Source organism: Curtobacterium herbarum, from assembly GCF_016907335.1.
Classification (GTDB): Bacteria; Actinomycetota; Actinomycetes; order Actinomycetales; family Microbacteriaceae; genus Curtobacterium; species Curtobacterium herbarum.
Genome location: NZ_JAFBBT010000001.1, coordinates 1273195 through 1293045, shown reverse-complemented (window position 1 = coordinate 1293045; position 19851 = coordinate 1273195). Strand labels below are relative to the sequence as shown.

The 19851-nt window shown below is 71.6% G+C and carries 15 protein-coding genes; 9 read left to right on the top strand and 6 right to left on the bottom strand.

Going from position 1 to position 19851, the window contains the following annotated elements; genetic code table 11:
* Nucleotides 1-95: 95 nt before the first annotated feature.
* Entirely contained in the window at nucleotides 96-2180 is a 2085-nt protein-coding gene (locus tag JOD51_RS06290) for a LasA N-terminal domain-containing protein (RefSeq protein WP_204607507.1), read from the bottom strand.
* A gap of 182 nt (nucleotides 2181-2362) precedes the next feature.
* Nucleotides 2363-3388 (bottom strand): glycosyltransferase family 2 protein, encoded by a 1026-nt coding sequence (locus tag JOD51_RS17530; RefSeq protein WP_204607506.1) that lies wholly within the window; start codon nucleotides 3386-3388, stop codon nucleotides 2363-2365.
* A gap of 153 nt (nucleotides 3389-3541) precedes the next feature.
* Between JOD51_RS17530 and JOD51_RS06280 the strand changes: the two genes are divergently transcribed.
* From JOD51_RS06280 to JOD51_RS06255, 6 genes are all read left to right on the top strand, one after another.
* Nucleotides 3542-6109 carry a glycosyltransferase gene (locus tag JOD51_RS06280; protein WP_204607505.1) on the top strand — a complete coding sequence of 856 codons (2568 nt, stop codon included), beginning with the start codon at nucleotides 3542-3544 and terminating at the stop codon, nucleotides 6107-6109.
* A 72-nt stretch (nucleotides 6110-6181) separates the two neighbouring features.
* Nucleotides 6182-7078: an ABC transporter permease gene (locus tag JOD51_RS06275; RefSeq protein ID WP_204607504.1), complete on the top strand. Its 897-nt coding sequence runs from the start codon at nucleotides 6182-6184 to the stop codon at nucleotides 7076-7078.
* A gap of 4 nt (nucleotides 7079-7082) precedes the next feature.
* Entirely contained in the window at nucleotides 7083-8321 is a 1239-nt protein-coding gene (locus JOD51_RS06270) for an ABC transporter ATP-binding protein (RefSeq protein ID WP_204607503.1), read from the top strand.
* A gap of 1 nt (nucleotide 8322) precedes the next feature.
* Nucleotides 8323-9489 (top strand): glycosyltransferase family 4 protein, encoded by a 1167-nt coding sequence (locus tag JOD51_RS06265; protein ID WP_259559034.1) that lies wholly within the window; start codon nucleotides 8323-8325, stop codon nucleotides 9487-9489.
* The gene (locus JOD51_RS06260) at nucleotides 9486-10337 is read left to right on the top strand and encodes a glycosyltransferase family 2 protein (protein WP_204607502.1); all 852 of its coding nucleotides are present in this window, start codon (nucleotides 9486-9488) and stop codon (nucleotides 10335-10337) included. The genes JOD51_RS06265 and JOD51_RS06260 overlap by 4 nt, the downstream gene beginning before the upstream one ends.
* Nucleotides 10338-10390: 53 nt before the next feature.
* The gene (locus JOD51_RS06255; RefSeq protein WP_204607501.1) at nucleotides 10391-11527 is read left to right on the top strand and encodes a glycosyltransferase family 2 protein; all 1137 of its coding nucleotides are present in this window, start codon (nucleotides 10391-10393) and stop codon (nucleotides 11525-11527) included.
* 47 nt (nucleotides 11528-11574) lie between these two features.
* Here JOD51_RS06255 and JOD51_RS17525 read toward each other — a convergent pair whose 3' ends face one another.
* From JOD51_RS17525 to JOD51_RS06235, 4 genes are all read right to left on the bottom strand, one after another.
* Nucleotides 11575-13401: a glycosyltransferase family protein gene (locus tag JOD51_RS17525; RefSeq protein WP_204607500.1), complete on the bottom strand. Its 1827-nt coding sequence runs from the start codon at nucleotides 13399-13401 to the stop codon at nucleotides 11575-11577.
* A 98-nt stretch (nucleotides 13402-13499) separates the two neighbouring features.
* On the bottom strand, nucleotides 13500-14363 hold the full coding sequence (gene rfbA, locus JOD51_RS06245) for a glucose-1-phosphate thymidylyltransferase RfbA (RefSeq protein WP_204607499.1): 864 nt from the start codon (nucleotides 14361-14363) through the stop codon (nucleotides 13500-13502).
* Between the two features lie 12 nt (nucleotides 14364-14375).
* Nucleotides 14376-14987: a dTDP-4-dehydrorhamnose 3,5-epimerase family protein gene (locus JOD51_RS06240; protein WP_204607498.1), complete on the bottom strand. Its 612-nt coding sequence runs from the start codon at nucleotides 14985-14987 to the stop codon at nucleotides 14376-14378.
* Between the two features lie 76 nt (nucleotides 14988-15063).
* Complete coding sequence (locus JOD51_RS06235) at nucleotides 15064-16173, bottom strand: glycosyltransferase family protein (protein WP_204607497.1); 1110 nt, start codon at nucleotides 16171-16173, stop codon at nucleotides 15064-15066.
* A gap of 129 nt (nucleotides 16174-16302) precedes the next feature.
* Between JOD51_RS06235 and JOD51_RS06230 the strand changes: the two genes are divergently transcribed.
* The 3 genes from JOD51_RS06230 to rfbB are packed head-to-tail and all read left to right on the top strand — an operon-like array spanning nucleotide 16303 to nucleotide 19840.
* Nucleotides 16303-17244, top strand: coding sequence for a glycosyltransferase family 2 protein (locus JOD51_RS06230; protein ID WP_204607496.1), 942 nt, complete (start codon nucleotides 16303-16305; stop codon nucleotides 17242-17244).
* A gap of 4 nt (nucleotides 17245-17248) precedes the next feature.
* Nucleotides 17249-18805 carry a DUF2142 domain-containing protein gene (locus JOD51_RS06225; RefSeq protein WP_204607495.1) on the top strand — a complete coding sequence of 519 codons (1557 nt, stop codon included), beginning with the start codon at nucleotides 17249-17251 and terminating at the stop codon, nucleotides 18803-18805.
* Nucleotides 18806-18853: 48 nt separating this feature from the next.
* Nucleotides 18854-19840, top strand: a complete 987-nt coding sequence (rfbB, locus tag JOD51_RS06220; protein ID WP_204607494.1) for a dTDP-glucose 4,6-dehydratase — start codon at nucleotides 18854-18856, stop codon at nucleotides 19838-19840.
* The last annotated feature ends 11 nt before the right edge of the window (nucleotides 19841-19851 follow it).

The window sequence follows — 19851 nt, the reverse complement described above, 5'->3', positions numbered from 1 at the left end:
AGCAGGACGCCGCCGCCCGGTGGGCGACGGCGTCCGTGGTGGTCGAGCAAGGGCTCAGGGCTCAGGGCTCAGGGCTCAGGGCTCAGGGCTGGAGCTCAGGGCACCGTCACCGTCTTGCAGCCCAGCGGCGTCCCGGCTCCGCCGGCCCAGTCGACGGCCGTCGCGCACACCTTGTGCGTGCCGGCCGAGGCCCCCAGCGTGGCCCGGTACCCGTGTGCGGCACCGGCCGCGGGGTACGAGCGCGCCACGTCCGGGCGGCTGGCCGATGCGGTGACCCGCTTCACCGTCGAGTCGACGGTCAGGTCCACGGCGATCGAGGACTTCGTGTCCGGGTCGATCGCCCACCCCGCAGCACTGATGCCCCCGGCGACCGGCTTGACCTCGTCGAGACTCCCGATCGGTGCGGCGTTCACCACCGTGACGGTCTTGCACCCCAGCCGAGGGCTGTAGTTGCCCGAACCGGTGTTCAGTGCCTTGACGCAGACCTCGTGCGTGCCGCGTGACGCCGGGACCGACACGGTGAACCCGCGCGCCGAACCGTAGATCGGGTAGAGCTTCGCGACGTCCGGACGGGAGCCGTCCGCGGCGACGCGCTTCGCGACACCGTCGACGGTGACCTCGACCCGGATCGGGCTCTTGGAGTCGCCGTCGAGCGCCCACCCGGTCACGGTGACGGCCGTGGGCGTGACGGTGGCCCGCTCGAAGGACCCGATCGGACGGGATCCGGGCACGTCGACCGTCGAGCACGACCCGATCGTCGCGTTGCTGCCCTTGCCGACGTTCGTCCCCGTGACGCAGATGCGGTGGCTGCCCGCCGGGACGGGACTCGTCGCGCCGAAGCCGTGCGCCGCTCCTGCCTTCGGGTAGGCCCGGGCGACGTCCGGGCGGCTCTTCGTCGCGGTGAACTTCTTCACGGCCTTGCCGTCGGAGGTGACGGTGACGCCGATCGACTTCGCGGTCTCGGGGTCGATCGCCCACCCGGCGACCGAGACGCCGCCGGGAGCGGCGGCCGCCCGGTCGAGCGAACCGAACGGCGAACCGTTCAGCACGGTGACCGTCCTGCACCCGAGGTCGGCCGAGGTCTTGCCGTTCGACGAGAGCGCGCTGACGCAGACCTGCTGCGAGCCGGCGGGTGCGGCCACGGTCGCGGTGAACCCGTGCTTCGCCCCGGACTTCGGGTAGGCGGCGGCGACGTCGGGACGGTTGCCGGTCGCAGGGGCGGTGGTGGACGTCGATCCGATCGTGACCCGGATCCGCGTGCTCGCCGTGGTCGTGGTGTCGAGCGCCCAGCCGGCCACCGTGGCGGTGTTGTACGACGCGGTGACGGCGTCGTAGCTGCCCTTCGCCGTGGTGGGCACCGGCGCGTTGCCGGTGGTGGAGCCGAACCAGTCGGTGTACATGCGCCAGAAGTTGCGGTTGCCGTAGGCGGAGCAGCCGTCGCCGGTGCCGTAGAGGTTGTTCAGTGCGGCGGTGTTCGGCGTGTACGGCGTGTAGTAGTACAGCGCGGCGGTTGCCTTGTTCTGGACCGCGACGGACTTCGTGCCGCACGACGTCGGCACGTTGTACTGGATCGCTCGGTTGCCGCCCGGGTTGAACCAGGTGAAGTAGTTGCTCGTGCCGGGCGGGTTGCTGTAGCGCTTCCACTGCCACGCCGACCAGTACATCTGGTTGCCGACGCCGGCGTACGCGGGGTCACAGTGCCCACCGACGTTGTCCGGGCAGGCGTACCCCATGGCGCGCTCGAGCACGGCGGCGGACGGCCCGCGGGACGTGATCAGGCCCTGTTCCTTCTGCAGCGTGACCAGCATCACCTTCGGGCTGATCCCGCAGGCCTTGCCGACGCGAGTGACGATCTGGGCGGTCGAGAGGGACGACCCGCCGGTGACCGCGGCGCACATGGCATCGGCACCGCGGTTGTTCATCGAGTACCGGCCGTTGCGGAGGCAGTTGCTGTTCGTGCACGTCGACACCTGGCTGTCGAGGAACGCCTGCACCTGGTTGATCGTCATCGACCCGCCGTTGTAGAAGTTCGCGTCGGAGATGATGTTGCCGGCCTGGAACGACGAGCCACTGAGGGCGTTCGCAGGCTGTTGCCCCGCGGTCGGTCCGGCGATCTGGAAGCCGACCAGCACGCTCGCGACGGCGAGCACGGTGGCGGCGATGGCGACGAGCTTCTTCACGTCGGGGGCCTTTCCGGGGGCGGCGACGGGGTGTGGTCGAGCACGCGGTTCGGGTGTGAGCAACTGACGACCCCAGATCGCGACGGAGGCTCACGCGCCTCAGAAGACTACCTGTGCAACAGCGATCACACAGCCCCCACTTCACCCCCCGTCCGGGACGGCGCTCGACCCGGCCACGGGGCTCACGTCAGCAGCGACTCCACACGCCGACGCGCCTGCGCGTCGTGACCGTCGACGCGGCGCAGGCGACGGGCGCGGCGGAGCGCGGCAGGGGCCTCCCGGACGAGCCGCCACCACGCACCCGGGGTGAGCTGCGCGCGAGCGGGCTGCGCGAGGTCGCGCACCATCCGCACCACCGTCCGCGCGACGACCCGGCCGACCATGCGACCCGTCGCGTCACGAGCCGTCACGACGAGCCGGTTGCGCATGCTCTGGTACCGCACCAGCGGCGAGTCGCTGCCCGAACTCGCCGCGTGCCGGTGCACGACCACCGCATCCGGGGCCGCCCCGATCCGGTACCCCGCCAGGCGGAGACGCCAGGCGAGATCGAGGTCCTCGTAGTACATGAAGAGGGACTCGTCGAACCCGCCGACCGCCTCGACGGCGGCGCGGCGCAGGAACGCGGCGCCGCCGGAGAACCCGAACAGCGGGGCGTGCTCCGGGGCGTCGTCCACCGGCCGGAGCCAGTCCCGGTCCCGCCCGTTGCCGGAGCGGTCGAGGACGACCCCGGTGCCGTTCACGAGCGTCACCCCGCCGGTCTCGACCCGGCGCCAGCGTCGGCCGTCGGCGGCGACCAGGTCGTGGTCGGAACGGGAGGCCCCGGGCGCGACCGGCGCGAACCGTCCCTCCAGCACCGCGGTCGCGGCCACGGCCGCCGTGGTCGGTCCCCCCGCGGCCAGTGCCGCCAGCCCGCGGTCGAGGAAGCCGTGGTCGGCGACCGCGTCGTTGTTGACGAGGACGACGACCGCCCCGGACGACGCGGCGAGGCCGCGTGCCACGCCCCCGGCGAAGCCCGCGTTGGTCCGTTCCGGCACGACCACGAGCGCCGGGAAGTCCTCGCGGTACGAGCGCACCGTGTCGTCGTCGGCGTCGTTCACGACCAGCACCACCTCCACCGACGCGTCGACGCGCTGCGACAGCACGGATCCGACGGCCCGACGGGTGAGCTCGGGCTGGTGCCAGTCGACGATGACCACGGAGACGTCCACGCCGACAGTCTCCCAGGCCGACCGTCCGGGTCACCGACACCGCGCGGCCACCCCGGGAGGCCCGTGGTGTTCTCGGTATAGTGGTGCCGCCTTCCGGGGTTCCCGCGGCGCGCCCTCCGCGCTCCGCTGCCAGTCGATGTACGGAGTCCAGCCATGCCCACTTCCGCGCCCCGCGTGTCCGTCGTCGTCATCAACTTCCGCGGCACCGACGACACCCTCGAGTGCATCGCCCGTCTCAGCGAGGTGGACTGGCCGGCGGACCGTCTGGAGATCGTCGTCGTCGAGAACGGCTCCGGCGACGACAGCGAAGCCCGCCTCCGCGCGGCGCTCGGCGGCCAGGCCAACGTGCGGATCATCGTCTCGGCGGAGAACCTCGGCTTCACCGGCGGCAGCAACCTCGGCGCGCGCGAGGCCACCGGCGACGTCGTGGCGTTCCTCAACAACGACGCGAAGCCGCACGTCGACTGGGTCAAGGAGGGCATCGCCGGCTTCGCCCCGAGCCCCCGGGTCGCCGCGGTCGCGAGCAAGGTCCTCGACTGGGAGGGCCGCACGATCGACTTCGTCGAGTCCGGTCTCAGCTGGTTCGGGATGGGCTACAAGGCGCACATCTCCGAGGTCGACGACGGCCGCTTCGACACCCCGCAGGACCTGCTCTTCGGGACCGGGTCGGCGCTCTTCGTCCGCCGCGACGTCTTCCTCGAGGTCGGCGGGTTCGATGAGGGCCTGTTCATGTTCTACGACGACGTGGACCTCGGCTGGCGCCTGAACCTGCTCGGCTACCGCGTCCGGTTCGCCCCGCGCTCGGTCGTCTTCCACAAGCACCACGGCTCGATGAAGTCGTTCGGTGACCACCGTGAGATGTACCTGCTCGAGCGGAACGCCCTGCACCTGCTCTACAAGAACCTCTCCGACGAGAACCTCGGCGTGTTCCTCCCCGCGGCGCTGGCGCTCCTCGCCCGTCGCGCGGTCGCCAAGAGCGGTCGCGACTCGGAGGAGTTCGACATCCGTCGCTTCACCGGCGCGCCGGACGAGTTCGACGCCCTCACCGCGATCTCGAAGGAGACCGTCGCCGGGTTCTTCGCGCTCGACCAGTTCGTCGCCGACCTGCCGCGCCTGTCCGAGGAGCGTCGCCGGATCCAGTCGCAGCGCGTCCGCAGCGACAAGGACGTGTTCCGGCTGTTCGGGGACGCGTTCAAGCCGCTCTTCGAGGACGGCTACTTCCTGGAGGGCTACCGCGCCATCCTCGAGGCGTTCGACATCGAGGCGCCGATGCACCGGACGAAGGTCCTCGTCATCACCGGCGACGCCCTCGGCGAGAAGATGGCCGGCCCGGGCATGCGCGCGTGGAAGATCGCCGAGGCGCTGTCCGCCGACAACGACGTGCGCCTGGTGACCTGGAACGTGGCGAACCGCAAGTCCGACGCCTTCGAGGTCGCCCGTGTCCCGCTGCAGCACGAGCGTGCGATGCGGGAGCACGAGGAGTGGGCGGACGTCATCTTCTTCCAGGGCTACGCACTGCACCACTTCACGACCCTGCAGCGGTCGAACAAGATCATGGTCGTCGACCTGTACGACCCGATGCACCTCGAGCAGCTCGAGCAGGCGCGGGACAACGGAGACGTCGGCTGGCGCAACCAGGTGACCAGCACGACCGAGGTCATCAACGCCCAGCTCGAGCGCGGCGACTTCTTCCTCTGCGCCTCCGAGCGGCAGCGCCTGTTCTGGCTCGGACAGCTGGCCGCGGTCGGTCGCGTCAACCCGGACAACTACCTGGCCGACGACAACCTCCGCAAGCTCATCGCGGTCGCCCCGTTCGGCATGGACTCGAAGCCGCCGCAGCACGAGCGCAAGGCCATCCGTGGCGTCACGCCGGGCATCGGCGACGACGACAAGGTCGTCATCTGGGGCGGTGGCATCTACAACTGGTTCGACACGCCCTCCCTCGTCCGTGCGATCGCACAGGTCGCCGAGCGCCACGACGACATCCGCCTGTTCTTCCTGGGCGTCGCACACCCGAACCCCGACGTGCCGGAGATGGCGATCGTCTCCGAGACCCGGCGCATCAGCGACCAGCTCGGCCTGACCGGCAAGCACGTCTTCTTCAACGAGCAGTGGGTCGCGCTCGACGACCGGCAGAACTACCTGCTCGAGGCGGACGCCGGCGTCAGCACGCACTTCGCGCACATCGAGACGACGTTCTCGTTCCGCACCCGGATCCTCGACTACATGTGGGCGAACCTGCCGATCGTCACGACCGACGGCGACAGCTTCGGCGACCTGGTCGCGGCCGAGGGCATGGGCGTGGCCGTGCAGGAACGCGACGTCGACGCCCTCGCCGCCGCGCTCGAGTCGATGCTCTACGACCCGATCGCCGCGCAGGCGGCTCGTGACGCCGTGACCCGCGTCCGCGACGAGTTCACGTGGGAGCGCGCGCTCGCCCCGCTCGTGGAGTTCTGCAAGGACCCACAGGTCGCCGCCGACCGTGCGCACGACGCGGCCGTCCCTGCCGGGTCCGTCACGGCGGGGAGCCGTCCCCGCGTCGCGTTGAGCCCCGCACGGGCGCGCGAGATGGAGTTCCACGAGATCGCCAACAGCCGGCACGGTGTCGTCCGCGACGTCCGCCTGGCCACCTGGTACCTCAAGCAGAACGGCGTCGCCGGGCTCCGGGACAAGGTCCAGAACCGTGTGCGCATCATGCGCGAGAGCAAGAACGGGCGCTGACGGTCGCAGTCAGCCGTCCCGAGGGCCGATGTACAGTTGTCCGTCGCCCCAGCGCACCAACGTGAGGAACCCATGAGCAACATCGTCAGCGAGCGATTCGAGCGTCTCCGCCAGGAGCGCATGGTCCCCGCCGGTCGTCCGGCGACGGCGCTGCTCGGTTCCGTCCGGGAGGTCTTCGCACACCGGCAGCTGCTCGACCTGCTGATCCGCCGCGACCTGAAGTCGCGGTACAAGGACAGCGCGCTCGGGTTCGCCTGGACGCTGATCCGCCCGCTCGTGCAGCTGGCGATCTACTACTTCGTGCTCGGTGAGATCCTCGGCGCGTCGCGGAACATCCCCGAGTTCGCCATCTACGTGTTCTCGGGCCTGACCCTGTACGGGCTGTTCAGCGAGATCGTGGCCTCCGGGACCGCGTCGATCGTCTCGAACGGCGGCCTGATCAAGAAGGTCTACCTGCCGCGGGAGATCTACCCGCTGGCGAGCGTGGGTGCCGCGCTGTTCAACTTCGGCGTGCAGCTCGTCGTCCTGCTGGCCGCAGCGGTCCTGCAGAGCGGCTTCGCCTGGCTCCGGCCCGACCTGCTCTACTTCCTCCCCGCCACCCTGGTGATCCTCATCTGGGCGACGGCGCTGGCCCTCCTGCTCGCGGCGGCGAACGTCTACCTCCGCGACATGCAGTACCTCGTCGAGGTCCTGGTGCTGCTGCTGATGTGGGGCTCCCCCATCGTCTACAGCTGGCAGATGGTCGCGAGCCGTGCGCCCGAGTGGCTGCTGAACCTCTACTCGGCGAACCCGATCACCCTCGCGGTGCTCGGCATCCACCGTGCGTTCTGGACCGCCGGAGCCGACGCCGAGTACCCGTCGCACCTGCTGCTCCGCCTGGGCATCGCGGCCGTCGTCGGCCTCGTCGCCCTCGTCGTGTGCCAGCGCGTGTTCGCCAAGCTGCAGGGCAACTTCGCCCAGGAGATCTGATCCGATGACCATCGACAACGACCTCGCGCAGACCACCACCTCGCCGTTCGCCGACGCCCCGGCCGTCGTCACGGTGCGGAACGTCTCCAAGCGGTTCACGATCCGCAAGGACAACTCGCTCAAGGAGCGCGTCGTCACCCTCGGTCGCGCCGGCCGACGCCACAGCGAAGACTTCTGGGCGCTCAAGGACATCAGCCTGGACATCCCGGCCGGTACCACCATCGGGCTGCTCGGCCCGAACGGTTCCGGCAAGTCGACCCTGCTGAAGACCATCGGCGGCATCCTGGAACCCACCACCGGGACCGTCGACCGACGGGGCCGGTTGGCCGCGCTCATCGAGCTCGGTGCCGGCTTCCACCCCGACCTGACCGGTCGCGAGAACGTCTACCTGAACGCCGCGATCCTCGGCCAGTCGCAGGAGGAGACCGAAGCCCGCTTCGCCGACATCCTGCAGTTCTCCGGCATCGGTGACTTCATCGACACCCAGGTGAAGTTCTACTCATCCGGCATGTACGTGCGACTCGCCTTCGCCGTCGCCATCAACACCGACCCGGACGTCCTGCTGGTCGACGAGGTCCTGGCCGTCGGCGACGAGCAGTTCCAGAAGAAGTGCCTCGACAAGATCCGCGAGTTCCAAGCCCAGGGGCGGACCATCATCCTGGTGTCGCACTCGCTCGGTCAGGTCCAGGAACTCTGCGACTCCGCCGTCGTCCTGCACCACGGCGAGGTGATGTTCCAGGGGTCCGCCCGCCTGGCCGTGAAGAACTTCCGCGACATCCTCGAGGACCGTCGTGTCGCCGAGGTCGAGGCCCACGACCCGAAGGACGTGGCGAGCCCCGGCAAGGTGGAGCACGTCGAGCTCGAGATCCCCGGCAAGCCCGAGGGCGCCGAGCACCGCCACGGCGACGACCTGATCGTCCGGGCGACGTTCTCGCACACGACGGTCCTGCCCGAGTGGCGTGCCGGCATCAAGATCGAGACGCACCTCGGCCACCCGGCCTTCGGCGTCGACAGCCGGCAGCTCGCCACCCACCACGACCCCCTGCGCGGCACCGCGACGGTCGAGTGGCACCTGCGCGACGTGCGACTCGGCGGTGGGCAGTACTTCGTGCACGTCTTCCTGGCGAAGCCCAGCGGCGAGCACATCGTGATCCAACGCGAGGCGGCCCGCTTCGTCGTGGCCGACGAGGACACCCAGTCCGGCATCGCCTGGACGCAGGCCACCGAGCGCCAGGTCCGCTGAGGTGCGGGCACTCCCCGTGCTCGTCGACGCCACCTCGATCCCACCGAACCGCGGTGGCGTGGCGCGCTACATCTCCGGGCTGCTGCAGGGCCTGGCGGAACGCGGTGCCAGCGTGGCCGTCGTCGTGAAGGCCGAGGACCTGGACTGGCTCCGCGGCCTCGCGCCGGGGCACCGGTACCGTGCCGCCCCCACCTGGACGTCCTCCCGGCCGCTCCGTCTGGTCTGGGAACAGGTCGGGCTGCCGGCGCTGCTGCGCCGTGCCGGGGCCGAGCTCCTGCACAGCCCGCACTACACGTTCCCGGTGACCCGCGCCTCCCGGACCGTCGTCACGCTGCACGACGCGACCTTCTTCTCCGACCCGGCGGCGCACTCGCGCCTCAAGGCGACGTTCTTCCGCACCTGGACGAAGCTCGCTCGCCGGTTCGCCCGCGCGACCGTCGCACCGAGCCGAGCCACCGTCGCGGAACTCGACCGCCTGGCCGGCCGTCCACGGCGGCCGACGGCGGTGGCGCACCTCGGTGTCGACACGGCCGTGTTCCACGTGCCGACGGCGGACGAGGTCACGGCGTTCCGAGCCACCCACCAGCTCGACGCGAGCACCGACTGGATCGCGTTCCTCGGGACGGTCGAGCCGCGCAAGCAGGTGCCGGCGCTCATCGCCGCGCACCGTGCCCTGCGCGACAGCGCCCGCGACAGCGACAGCGACAGCGAGTCCGGCACCGGCACCGGCACCGCCCCGACGTTGCTCGTCGCGGGTGGACTCGGCTGGGACGCAGCGGCCGCCGCCGCACTCTCCGCCGCCGGCGACGTCCCCGGTGCTCCCCTCCGCTACCTCGGCTACCTGCCCGTCGACGAGCTGCGGTCGTTCCTCGGCGGCGCGCGCGTGGTCGCCTACCCGAGCACCGGCGAGGGGTTCGGGCTGCCCGTGCTCGAGGCGATGGCCTCCGGAGCCGACGTCCTCACCACCGACCGCCTCGCGATCCCCGAGGTCGGCGGTGACGCCGTGACCTACGTCGAACCGGAGACGACCGCGATCCGGGACGGCCTCGCCGCCCTGCTCGCCGACACCGCCGACGTGCGCGCCGAGCGGACCCGACGCGCTCGGGACCGCGCCGACACCTTCACCTGGGCGGCCTGCGCCGACCGGCACATCGAGGTGTACGCGTGACCGCCGACGGCCGTGCGGCGATCGTCACCGTCACCTACAACTCCGACGACGTCCTGCCGGACTTCCTCGCTTCCACCGCCGCCGCGAGCGGCTCGTCGGTCGAGATCGTCGTCGCCGACAACGACTCCGCGACCGCCGAGCACCTGCGGGCCGTGACCGAGGCCGCCGGCGCGCGTTTCGTCGCCGTCGGTGCGAACCTGGGGTACGGGGCGGCGGTGAACCGTGCCGTCGCGACCCTCGACCCCGACGTGCGGTGGGTCCTGGTGTCCAACCCCGACGTCGTCCTGGAACCGGCCGCTCTCGACCGGATGATCGCCACCGCGGCCGAGGACCCGACCATCGGCGCGGTCGGGCCGAGATTGCTGGAGCCGGACGGCGCGGTGTACCCGTCCGCCCGTCTCGTCCCGTCGCTGCGGACCGGCCTCGGCCACGCGGTGTTCGCCAACGTGTGGCACGACAACCCGTGGACCAAGCGCTACCGACAGGACGGCGACCACACCGTCCGTCGTGACGCGGGGTGGCTCTCCGGCGCCTGCGTCCTCGTGCGCCGGGACGTCTTCGAACAGCTCGGCGGCTTCGACGAGACGTTCTTCATGTACTTCGAGGACGTCGACCTGGGATGGCGGATCGGGCGGCTGGGCCTCCGGAACGTGTACGAGCCGGCCGCCGTCGCGACCCACGTCGGCGGGACCGCCACGCAGGGGTCCTCCGAGCGGATGCGTCTGGCGCACCACCAGAGCGCGTACCGGTTCCTGTCGCACAAGTACCCGGGTCGGCTGCTGTGGCCGCTGCGGACCCTGCTCCGCATCGCACTCGCCGTGCGCGCCCGTGCCACGCACACCCGCTGAACCCAGATAACCTCTCAGGGAGCAGTCCCACTCCCCGACCCGGAATGCAGCACATGATCCTCGCCGTCACCCTGATGGTCCGCGACGAAGCGGACGTCCTCCCTGCCTGGCTCGACCACCACGTCGCGCAGGGCTTCGACGTGTTCGTCATCACCGACAACGGTTCGGTCGACGGCACGACCGACCTGCTCGCGGCCTTCGCCGAGCGGGACGACGTCACCGTCGACCTGCGCCACGACCCGGTGCACCGCAAGCAGCAGGGCACCGTCGTCACCGGCATGGCCCGCGACGCGGCGACCGTGCACGGTGCGGACTGGGTGGTCAACGCCGACGCGGACGAGTTCATCATCCCCGTGGACCGGACGCTCACCGTCCGGCAGGTGTTCGAACGCCTCGACCCCGTGGTCGGTGCGTTCTTCGTCCCGGTGGTCAACCTGACCGGGGAACTCGCCACGTCCGGTGCCGGCATCGAGCGACTGCACTGGCGCGACGAGCGATCCGCCGACGAGCTGCGTGCCGCAGGGCTCATCGCACCCCCGACGCCGAACACCGTGCACGTCGGTGATCCGTCCGTCACGGTCGTCCAGGGCAACCACCGCGCCAGTGTCGCGAACGGCGCCCCGGTACCCGAGGAACTCGCGCTCGAGGTCCTGCACCTGCCCTGGCGGTCCTGGGACCAGTACGCGCACCGCGTCGAGGTCAGCGGCCGGGCCTACGAAGCCAACCCCGACCTGACGCCCAGCCCGCGCCACCACGGGATGATCGACTACCGCCGCCTGCAGGAGGGAACCCTGCAGGCCGTCTTCTCGCTGCGGTTCGTGACCGACGACGACGCGGCGACGGGCCCGTTCACCCGCGACGACGGGATCGTCGAGGTGCTGCGCCGCGCCGGGTCGTCGTCGCTCGGTGCTGCTCCGGACCCGGTGGTGAGTGACGAGGAACTGCGGTCGCTGCAGCGCACGGGCCGGGCGATCGCCTCCCGCGACTCCCGGATCCAGGACCTGGAGGACGCGGTCCGTGCGGGCGAGGGCACCGCGGACACCCTCCGCACGACGGTGCAGTTCGAGCGCGACCGGGCCGACGCCCTGCGGCGCGAGCTCCAGGGCGAGATCGACCGGATCCGTGCGCGTCGCGTGGTGCGGCTGGCCGACCGCGTCGGCGACGCCGCGCGACGCCTCCGCTCCCGCTGACCGCCAGCCGCGTCCGCTCCCGCTGACCGCCAGCCGCCCGGTGTCGGTCAGCGGCTCGCGCGCTCCTGCCGCACGGCAGCGATGAGCGTCTCCGCCCGTCGGGCGAAGGAGTGCTCGGCCCCGATCCGGGCACCGCGAGCAGCCCGGTCCTCGGCCGAGGCGGACTCGCCCAGCCGGACGAGCGCCCGCAGCTCGGCGACGTCCCGGTACGGGTGGACCGCGCCGTGGAACAGCTCCGCGACGCCGGGGACCGGGTCCGTGACGACGAGGGCCCCGGACGCTGCCGCGTCGAACAGTCGGTTCGACACGAACCCGTCGCGCGCCATGTCGTCCCAGTGGTCGTTGAGCACCACGCGGGCGCTCCGGTAGAGCGCCGGCAGTCGGTCGTTCGGCACGAAGACGCCGCGGTGCACGCCGTCCGGGAGCAGTCCCGCCCATCCTTCGCCCCAGACGGCGAGGTCGACGCCGGCCGCGACGGCGTCGCGGACGACCGGCCGGAAGACCTCGCGGGTCTTCCCGACGAAGGCGGTGTCGAGCTCCGGGAACGCCGGGTCGGTCGGTCCCGGGTGGAAGCGGGACGGGTCGGTCGCCTGCAGCAGGGGCGCCACACCCAGCCCGGTCTCCCGCTCCACGCGGGCGGCCCACACCGGACCGGCGGCGAACCGGAGGTCGTAGCGGGCGAGCTCGGACGCGGACACGAGATCGGGGTGTGAGATCACCCAGAGCACGTTGGTCGCGGTCGGGTGGACCGGGGTGTCGTCGAGGCCGCGGAGGGTCAGGGCGACGTCGTCGAGGTGCTCGGAGAACGGCCGGACGTGCGACTCCCGGTGGTCCACGACGACGTCCTGTCCGAGTGCACGCAGCGCGGTGGCGAGGTCGTGTGCGAAGAACGTGTCGCCCCAGTCGTCGCCCCGGGGCCCGGGGTGCGCCGCGATCCGGATCGACCAGCGGAGCCGCTCACCACGGTCCCGCGTGTGCAGGCGTTCGGCGCGGACCACCGGCTCGCGCAACGCCACGGGCGCCCCGGCCGGGTCGGCGGTGCCCGCCGTCGGACGGAACCCGAGGCGGCCGAGGGCGTCCGCTGCCGAGTCGTCGCCCCGGTCGCGCCAGACGGCGAGCGCGTCCGCCGCGTCGGCGTCGTACCGCCGTTCCCGGAGCGGCTCGATGCGGTACACCCGCCCGAGCGGGACCACGACGCAGTCTCCGCCGGCAGCGTCCGCGGTGTCGCGGGTGAGCCGGGCGACGGCGGTGCGGGTGTCGACGGTGCGGACCGGGACCGCGAGGTCCGCCGTCCGGGCGGCGAAGCAGGGCTCGTCCGCGGCGAAGACGCGTGCGCCGTCCAGGGCGTCGGCGTCCTCCGCGGGGTGTCCGCGCAGGAGTGAGGCGACCGGCGCCGTGCCGCGCACCAGGACCGCGCCGGCGCTGGTGACCACGTCGGTACCGGACCGGACGACGGGGACGGCGACCACGGCCTCCCGGCTGGCCTGCGCGTCACCACCCGCGCCCATGCCGTCGCCGGCGCCCGGGGCGACCGTGGCGACGAGGCGGGCGAGGGCACCGGCCGGCAGGGTGACGTCGGCGTCCTGCACGACGACCACCGGGGACCGCAGGACGGACCGGGCGGCGGCGACCGCGCCGCCCCAGGTGGCGGCCACGGTCGGTCCCGCCACGACGTGGTCGTCGCCGCCGACCACCCGCGGGTACGTGCTCGTGGGACCGGCGTGCACGTCGTGGACGGCCACGATGACCGTCGTCGCCCCCGCGGCGCGGGCGTCCCGCACCGTCGGCAGGTGTGCACCTGCCCGGTGCGCGGCCTGGCGGACCGTCACGACGACGTCGAACCCGTCGTGGTCGACCACCGGCGCGTCGGTCACCAGGGACGTGTCGACCGGGAGGCCCGGTGCAGCCCCGTCGTCCGTGTCCGGACCCGACGGGGACACGCCCCGACCGAGCAGTCGGCCGAGCCGCACGATCAGCCGCGGAGCAGGTTCTGCAGGTACACGCCGTAACCGCTCTTCGCCAGCGGGGCGGCGAGGGCCGCGAGGGCGTCGTCGTCGATCCACCCGTTGCGCCAGGCGATCTCCTCGATGCAGCCGATCTTGTGGCCCTGGCGGTCCTCGATGACCTTGACGTACTCGGACGCCTGCATCATCGACTCGAACGTGCCGGTGTCGAGCCACGCGGTGCCGCGGTCCAGGACCTCGACCCCGAGCGAACCCGCCTCGAGGTAGCGCTCGTTGACGGTCGAGATCTCGAGCTCGCCGCGGGCGCTCGGCTCGATGGTCTTGGCGATCTCCACGACGTCGTTGTCGTAGAAGTAGAGGCCGGGGACCGCGTAGTTCGACTTCGGGTGCGCCGGCTTCTCCTCGATGGAGACCGCGGTGAAGTCGTCGTCGAACTCCACGACGCCGTACGCCTTGGGGTCGGCCACGTGGTAGGCGAAGATCGTCGCGCCCTGCACCGTGGTGTTCTTCTGCAGACTCGTGCCGAGGCCGGTGCCGTGGAAGATGTTGTCTCCGAGGACCAGCGCGACGCTGTCGTCACCGATGAAGTCCTCACCGATGACGAACGCCTGCGCCAGGCCGTCCGGGCTCGGCTGGACGGCGTACTCGATCGTCATGCCGAGGGCCGAGCCGTCGCCGAGCAGCGCCCGGAACTGGTCGTTGTACTCCGGCGTCGTGATGACGAGGACCTCGCGGATGCCGGCCATCATCAGCGTCGACAGCGGGTAGTAGACCATCGGCTTGTCGTAGATCGGCATGAGCTGCTTCGAGATGCCCTTGGTGATCGGCCAGAGGCGGGTGCCGGAACCACCGGCGAGGATGATGCCCTTCATGGGTATGCGTCCTTACTTGTTCGTGGTCCGGAGGGACTCGGTGTAGGCGACGCACTCGTCGTACGTCGGGAGGAGTCCGAGCTCGGCAGCCTGCTCGAGGGTCGGCGCACCGGTGTCCTTCTCGGACAGGACCGGCTCGCCGATGCCGTCCGGCAGCTCGAGGCCGACCGTCGGGTCGAGGATGCTGATCCCCTTCTCGCGCTGGGGGTCGTAGTGGGCGCTCACCAGGTAGTTCACGGTGGACTGGTCCTCGAGCGCGACGATCGCGTGGCCGAGGCCCTCGGACAGGTACACGGCGCGGCGGTCGACGTCGTCGATGCGGACGGAGTCCCACTGCCCGAACGTCGGCGAACCGACGCGGATGTCGATGATGTAGTCGATGAACGCGCCGCGCACCGCGGTGACGTACTTCGCCTGGCTCGGCGGGACCAGGGCGTAGTGGATCCCCCGCGCGACGCCGCGCGACGAGATCGACATGTTCACCTGACGGAGATCGAGCGGGTGCCCGACGGTCTGCTCGAGCACGTCGGCCCGGTACGCCTCGAGGAACGCTCCTCGTGCGTCGCCGTGCTGGACGGGCGTGAACTCCCACGCGCCGGGGATCTTCAGTTCGCGGATCTGCACCGGAGCAGCGTAGCAAGCCGGTCGCTGCCCGCGTCCACGCCCGGCCGCGCGCGTCGGGCGGGCCGGGCAGCACGCGTCAGGCGAGCCCGAGCGCCGCGCGCCACGCCCGTTCGCCGGGTTCGTCCCGCCCGCTGGCGACGACACGTTCCGCCCGGACGTACGCCTGCGCACGACGGACACGGGCGTCCGGGTCGTGGAACGCCGTCCGGAGGGCCGCGCGCCAGTCGTCCACCCGGTCACCGGCGAGCAGGCCACCGTGCGCGGCGACGCCGGCGTAGGACGGGCGGTCCGACCCGACGAAGGGCAGCCCGAGCATCGAGTACTCCAGGAACTTCAGATCGCTCTTGGCGTCGTTGAAGCGGTCGTCCGTGAGCGGTGCGACGCCCGCCGACCAGCGGTCCGCGTGGTCGCGCAGGAACGCGACGAACTGCGGGTAGTGGCTGGCGCCCTCGGGCAGCTCGAGTCGGTCGTACCAGGCGTCGCCGTCGTCCTGCGTGACGCCGACGACCTCGAGCCGGACGGGTCGGCCGTCGTCGTCGACGAGACCGTCGAACACGTCGCGGAGCAGGTCGAGGTCGCCACCGTGGGTCGCGCTCCCCATGTAGAGGACGCGCCGCGGTCCCGCCGCCGCGGGGACGACCGGATCGTGCGCCCACAGCCCCGGCTGGACGCCGTTCGGGACGACGACCGCGTCGATGCCCTGCGCCGCGAGCACGGCGCGCAGCGGTTCCGTCGAGACGACCACGGCAGCGGCGGCGCGGACCAGACGGTCGACGGACGCCAGGCGCTCCGGGTCGTACTCGGCGCGGGCGAGCCGGGCACGCGCCTCCGCCGTGAAGAAGTCGTCGTCCACCTCGGCGACGATGCGGGTGCCCTCGGCGGACGCCCGGGCGAACGCCGCGTCGAGCGAGCCGAGCGGGAACGCGTCGCGCTGCACCAGGATCGCGTCGAGGTGCGCGGTGTCCGAGCCGTCCGCCCACCGCACCGGGTCGACCTGCGCCACACGGGCCGCCCCGGAGGCCGCGAGCGCCGACATCCGACCGGTCACCCGGATGTGCGCCGACGCCGGGTGCACACCACCGGCGCCGTGCACGACGAAGCCGACCAGCGGCGGCTGCTGCTCCGGTCCTCGCTGCTGCACGCCCCGGCCGAGCAGACGGGCGACGGTCGACCGGAGGAGAGCCATGCGCCCATGGTGGCACGGACGCAGGGAGTCTCTGCATACACTGGGACGTCCGTGTGCCCGTCCACAGCATCGGGTGCCGTCCCCGGGCCGGAACCCGCCGGCCGACCAACCCAGGGAACCCACCACCTCGTGAAACTGTTCGTCCAGATCCCCTGCCTCAACGAAGAGGAGACGCTCCCCGCGGTCCTCGAGACGATCCCGACCTCGATCCCGGGTGTCGACGAGATCGAGATCCTGATCATCGACGACGGCTCGACGGACCGGACGGTCGAGGTCGCCCGTGCCCACGGCGTCACCCACATCGTCCGGCACACCACGAACATGGGCCTGGCACGGTCGTTCCGCGACGGCGTGGACTACGCGCTCCTGCACGGTGCGGACATCGTCGTCAACACGGACGGTGACAACCAGTACCCGCAGGCGCACATCACCGAGCTCGTGCAGCCGATCATCAACGGCCAGGCCGAGATCGTCATCGGTGACCGGCAGACGCGCACCATCGAGCACTTCTCCGGCTTCAAGAAGCTCATGCAGCGCTTCGGGTCGTTCGTCGCCAGCCGGGCCGCAGGCCTGGACCTGCCCGACGCCGCCAGCGGGTTCCGCGCGTACTCGAAGTACTCGCTGATCCGTCTCAACATCGTCACCCGCTTCAGCTACTGCATGGAGACGATCGTGCAGGCCGGCTACAAGCGCCTGGCGATCGCGAGCATCCCGATCACGACGAACGCGAAGACCCGCGAGTCACGGCTCTTCAAGAACATCTGGCAGCACATGTTCCAGTCGGGGTCCGCCATCGCCCGGGTCTACCTGATGTACCGACCGATGGCGCTGTTCGCATCGGTCAGCGCCGTGTTCGGCGTCGCGGGGCTGATCCCGTTCGTCCGGTACCTCGTCCTGCTCTGGGCCGACAGCGGCGGCAACCACCTGCAGTCCCTGATCCTCGGCGTCACGCTCGTCATCAGTGCGCTGCTGTCGATGGTGATCGGCGTGGTCGCCGACCTGACCCGGATGAACCGCACCCTGGCCGAGGAACAGCTCGACCTGCAGAAGCTCGCGCGCTACGGCGACTGAGCGGATGCCGAGCCGACCGACCACCCCGGTGGACCGTGCGCGCGTCGGGCGGCTCGAGGGGATCACCCTCGGACTCGTCGTCGCCGTGTTCGCCCTGGTGCTCGGGCTCTGGGCGGTGCTCGTCCCGCCGTTCCAGGCGCCGGACGAGAAGGCCCACTTCGACACCGCGCTGCACCTGGCGATCGGGGACGCCTGGGTCGGACCGGGTGACCAGCGGTTCCTGAACGCCGTGCAGGCCGCCGCGGGTCAGGCTGCGGCCGGCACGGACACCCTGCCCGCGGCGTCGCGGGCCACGGTGCAGAAGCTCCGCGCCGCGCACCCGGGCATCGACCCGGGCGCCGTCGACCAGATGACCCAGCACCCGCCGACCGCGTACCTGCTGCAGGCCGCGGTCCTGCGGACCGTCGGTTTCGAGTACCTGCGCTGGGACCACGCGCTGCTGGCCCTGCGCCTGTTCGACGCGCTCGTGGTGCTGCCCTTGCCGGTGCTCGCCTGGGCGGCGGTCCGCCGGCTGACCCGGTCGCCGCGTGCCGCCGTCGTCGGCGCTGCCGCGGTGCTGGCCGTGCCGGAACTGGCCTCGATCGCGGCCTCGGTGACGAACGACGCGCTCACGATGTCCCTCGGCGGGTTCGTCACGGCCGTGCTCGTCCTCGCGCTGACGGGCGACCGGCGTCCGCGCGTCCTACTGTCGCTCGGGATCGCCCTCGGTCTGCTCGTCGTCACGAAGGGCACCGGGCTCCCCGCCGTCCCCGTGGTGGCCCTCGCCCTGCTCCTCGGCCACGGTGCCCCGGCGTGGGGTCGTCGACTCGTCGAGACGGCCGGGGTGCTCCTGCTGGCCGGCGCCGTCGGCGGGTGGTGGTGGGTGCGGAACCTCGTCGTGTACCGGACCCTGCAGCCCGACGGGTACGCCGCCATCCGGCCGCCGCAGTCCTTCCCCGCCGGACAGGGACCCGATGCGCTGACCTTCGTCGACGTGAGCTGGGGAACGGTCATCCGGACGTTCTGGGGCAGCTTCGGGTCGAACGCCTTCGCGTCGATGTCGCCGTGGCTGCTCGTCCCGCTCACGCTGGTCACCGTCGGCGTCGTCGCCGCCCTGGCCTTCCGGCGCGGGCCGGGGCGCCGGACCGCGGTGCTCCTCGCCGTCTTCCCGGTGCTGCTGCTCGCGGCGCAGACGTCGACCAGCATCCACGGCTACCTGACGACGACGACGGTCGTCGGGACGCAGGGGCGCTACCTGTTCCCCGCCGTCCTCGCCCTGATCGTGCTCAGCGCCCTCGCGTGGCGGCGTCTCCCGGGCGGGACCCGGCTCCGACGGATCCTGCCGGTGGTCCTGGTCGTCGGGATGGTCGTCCTCGCGACCGTCGGGCTCGCGACCGCCCGTGTCCGGCTCGTCCCCGGCGCCGGCTACGCGGTCTGGTCCGACGCGTCCCTCGGCGCGACCGCGACCGGGGTCCTCGCGTTCGTCGCCCTGCTCACCGCGGCGGCGGCCGTGGTGGGGGTCGCGCGGCTCCCGTCCACACCCCCCGATGCCGTCGACAGCCCGGTCCACCCGCCCCGCTAGACTGCTCGCCGACCGACAACGGCCCACGGCCAGGAAAAGGAAACCAGCGTGAAGATCCTCGTCACCGGAGGAGCCGGCTTCATCGGCTCGAACTTCGTCCGTCGAACCCTCCAGGACGCCTACCCGGGCCTCGAGGGCGCTGAGGTCGTCGTCTACGACGCCCTCACCTACTCGGGCAACCTGGCCAACCTGGCCCCGGTCGCGGACTCCCCGCGCTACCGCTTCGTCCAGGGCGACATCCGCGACGCCGCGGCCCTCGACCAGGTCGTGCCCGGCATCGACGCCATCGTGCACTTCGCCGCCGAGTCCCACGTCGACCGCTCCGTCCGCGACTCCGGCATCTTCGTCGAGACGAACGTCGTCGGCACCCAGCGCCTGCTCGACGCGGCCCTGCGCCACGGTACCGAGCGCTTCGTGCACGTCTCCACGGACGAGGTCTACGGCTCCATCAGCGAGGGCTCGTGGGACGAGGAACGGCCGCTCGAGCCGAACTCGCCCTACTCGGCGTCGAAGGCCGGCAGCGACCTGCTCGCCCGCAGCTACCACCGCACGCACGGCCTGAACCTCTCGATCACGCGCTGCTCGAACAACTACGGCCCGTACCACTTCCCTGAGAAGGTCATCCCGCTCTTCGTCACGAACCTCATCGACGACGTGCACGTGCCCCTCTACGGTGAGGGCAACAACATCCGCGACTGGCTGCACGTGGACGACCACACCCGCGGCATCGCGATGGTCCTGACCCGTGGCCGCGCCGGCGAGATCTACAACATCGGCGGCGGTACCGAGCTGACCAACAAGGAACTCACCGAGCTGCTGCTCGAGTCCACGGGCAAGGACTGGTCGTACGTCGACCGCGTCGCCGACCGCCTCGGGCACGACCTGCGCTACTCGGTCGACATCTCCAAGATCCAGGCCGAGCTCGGCTACGAGCCCCAGGTCCCGTTCGCGCAGGGGCTCGCCGACGTCGTCCAGTGGTACCGCGACAACCGCGCCTGGTGGGAGCCCCTCAAGGAGCGTGCCGCGCTCGCCTGAGCCGGACCGAC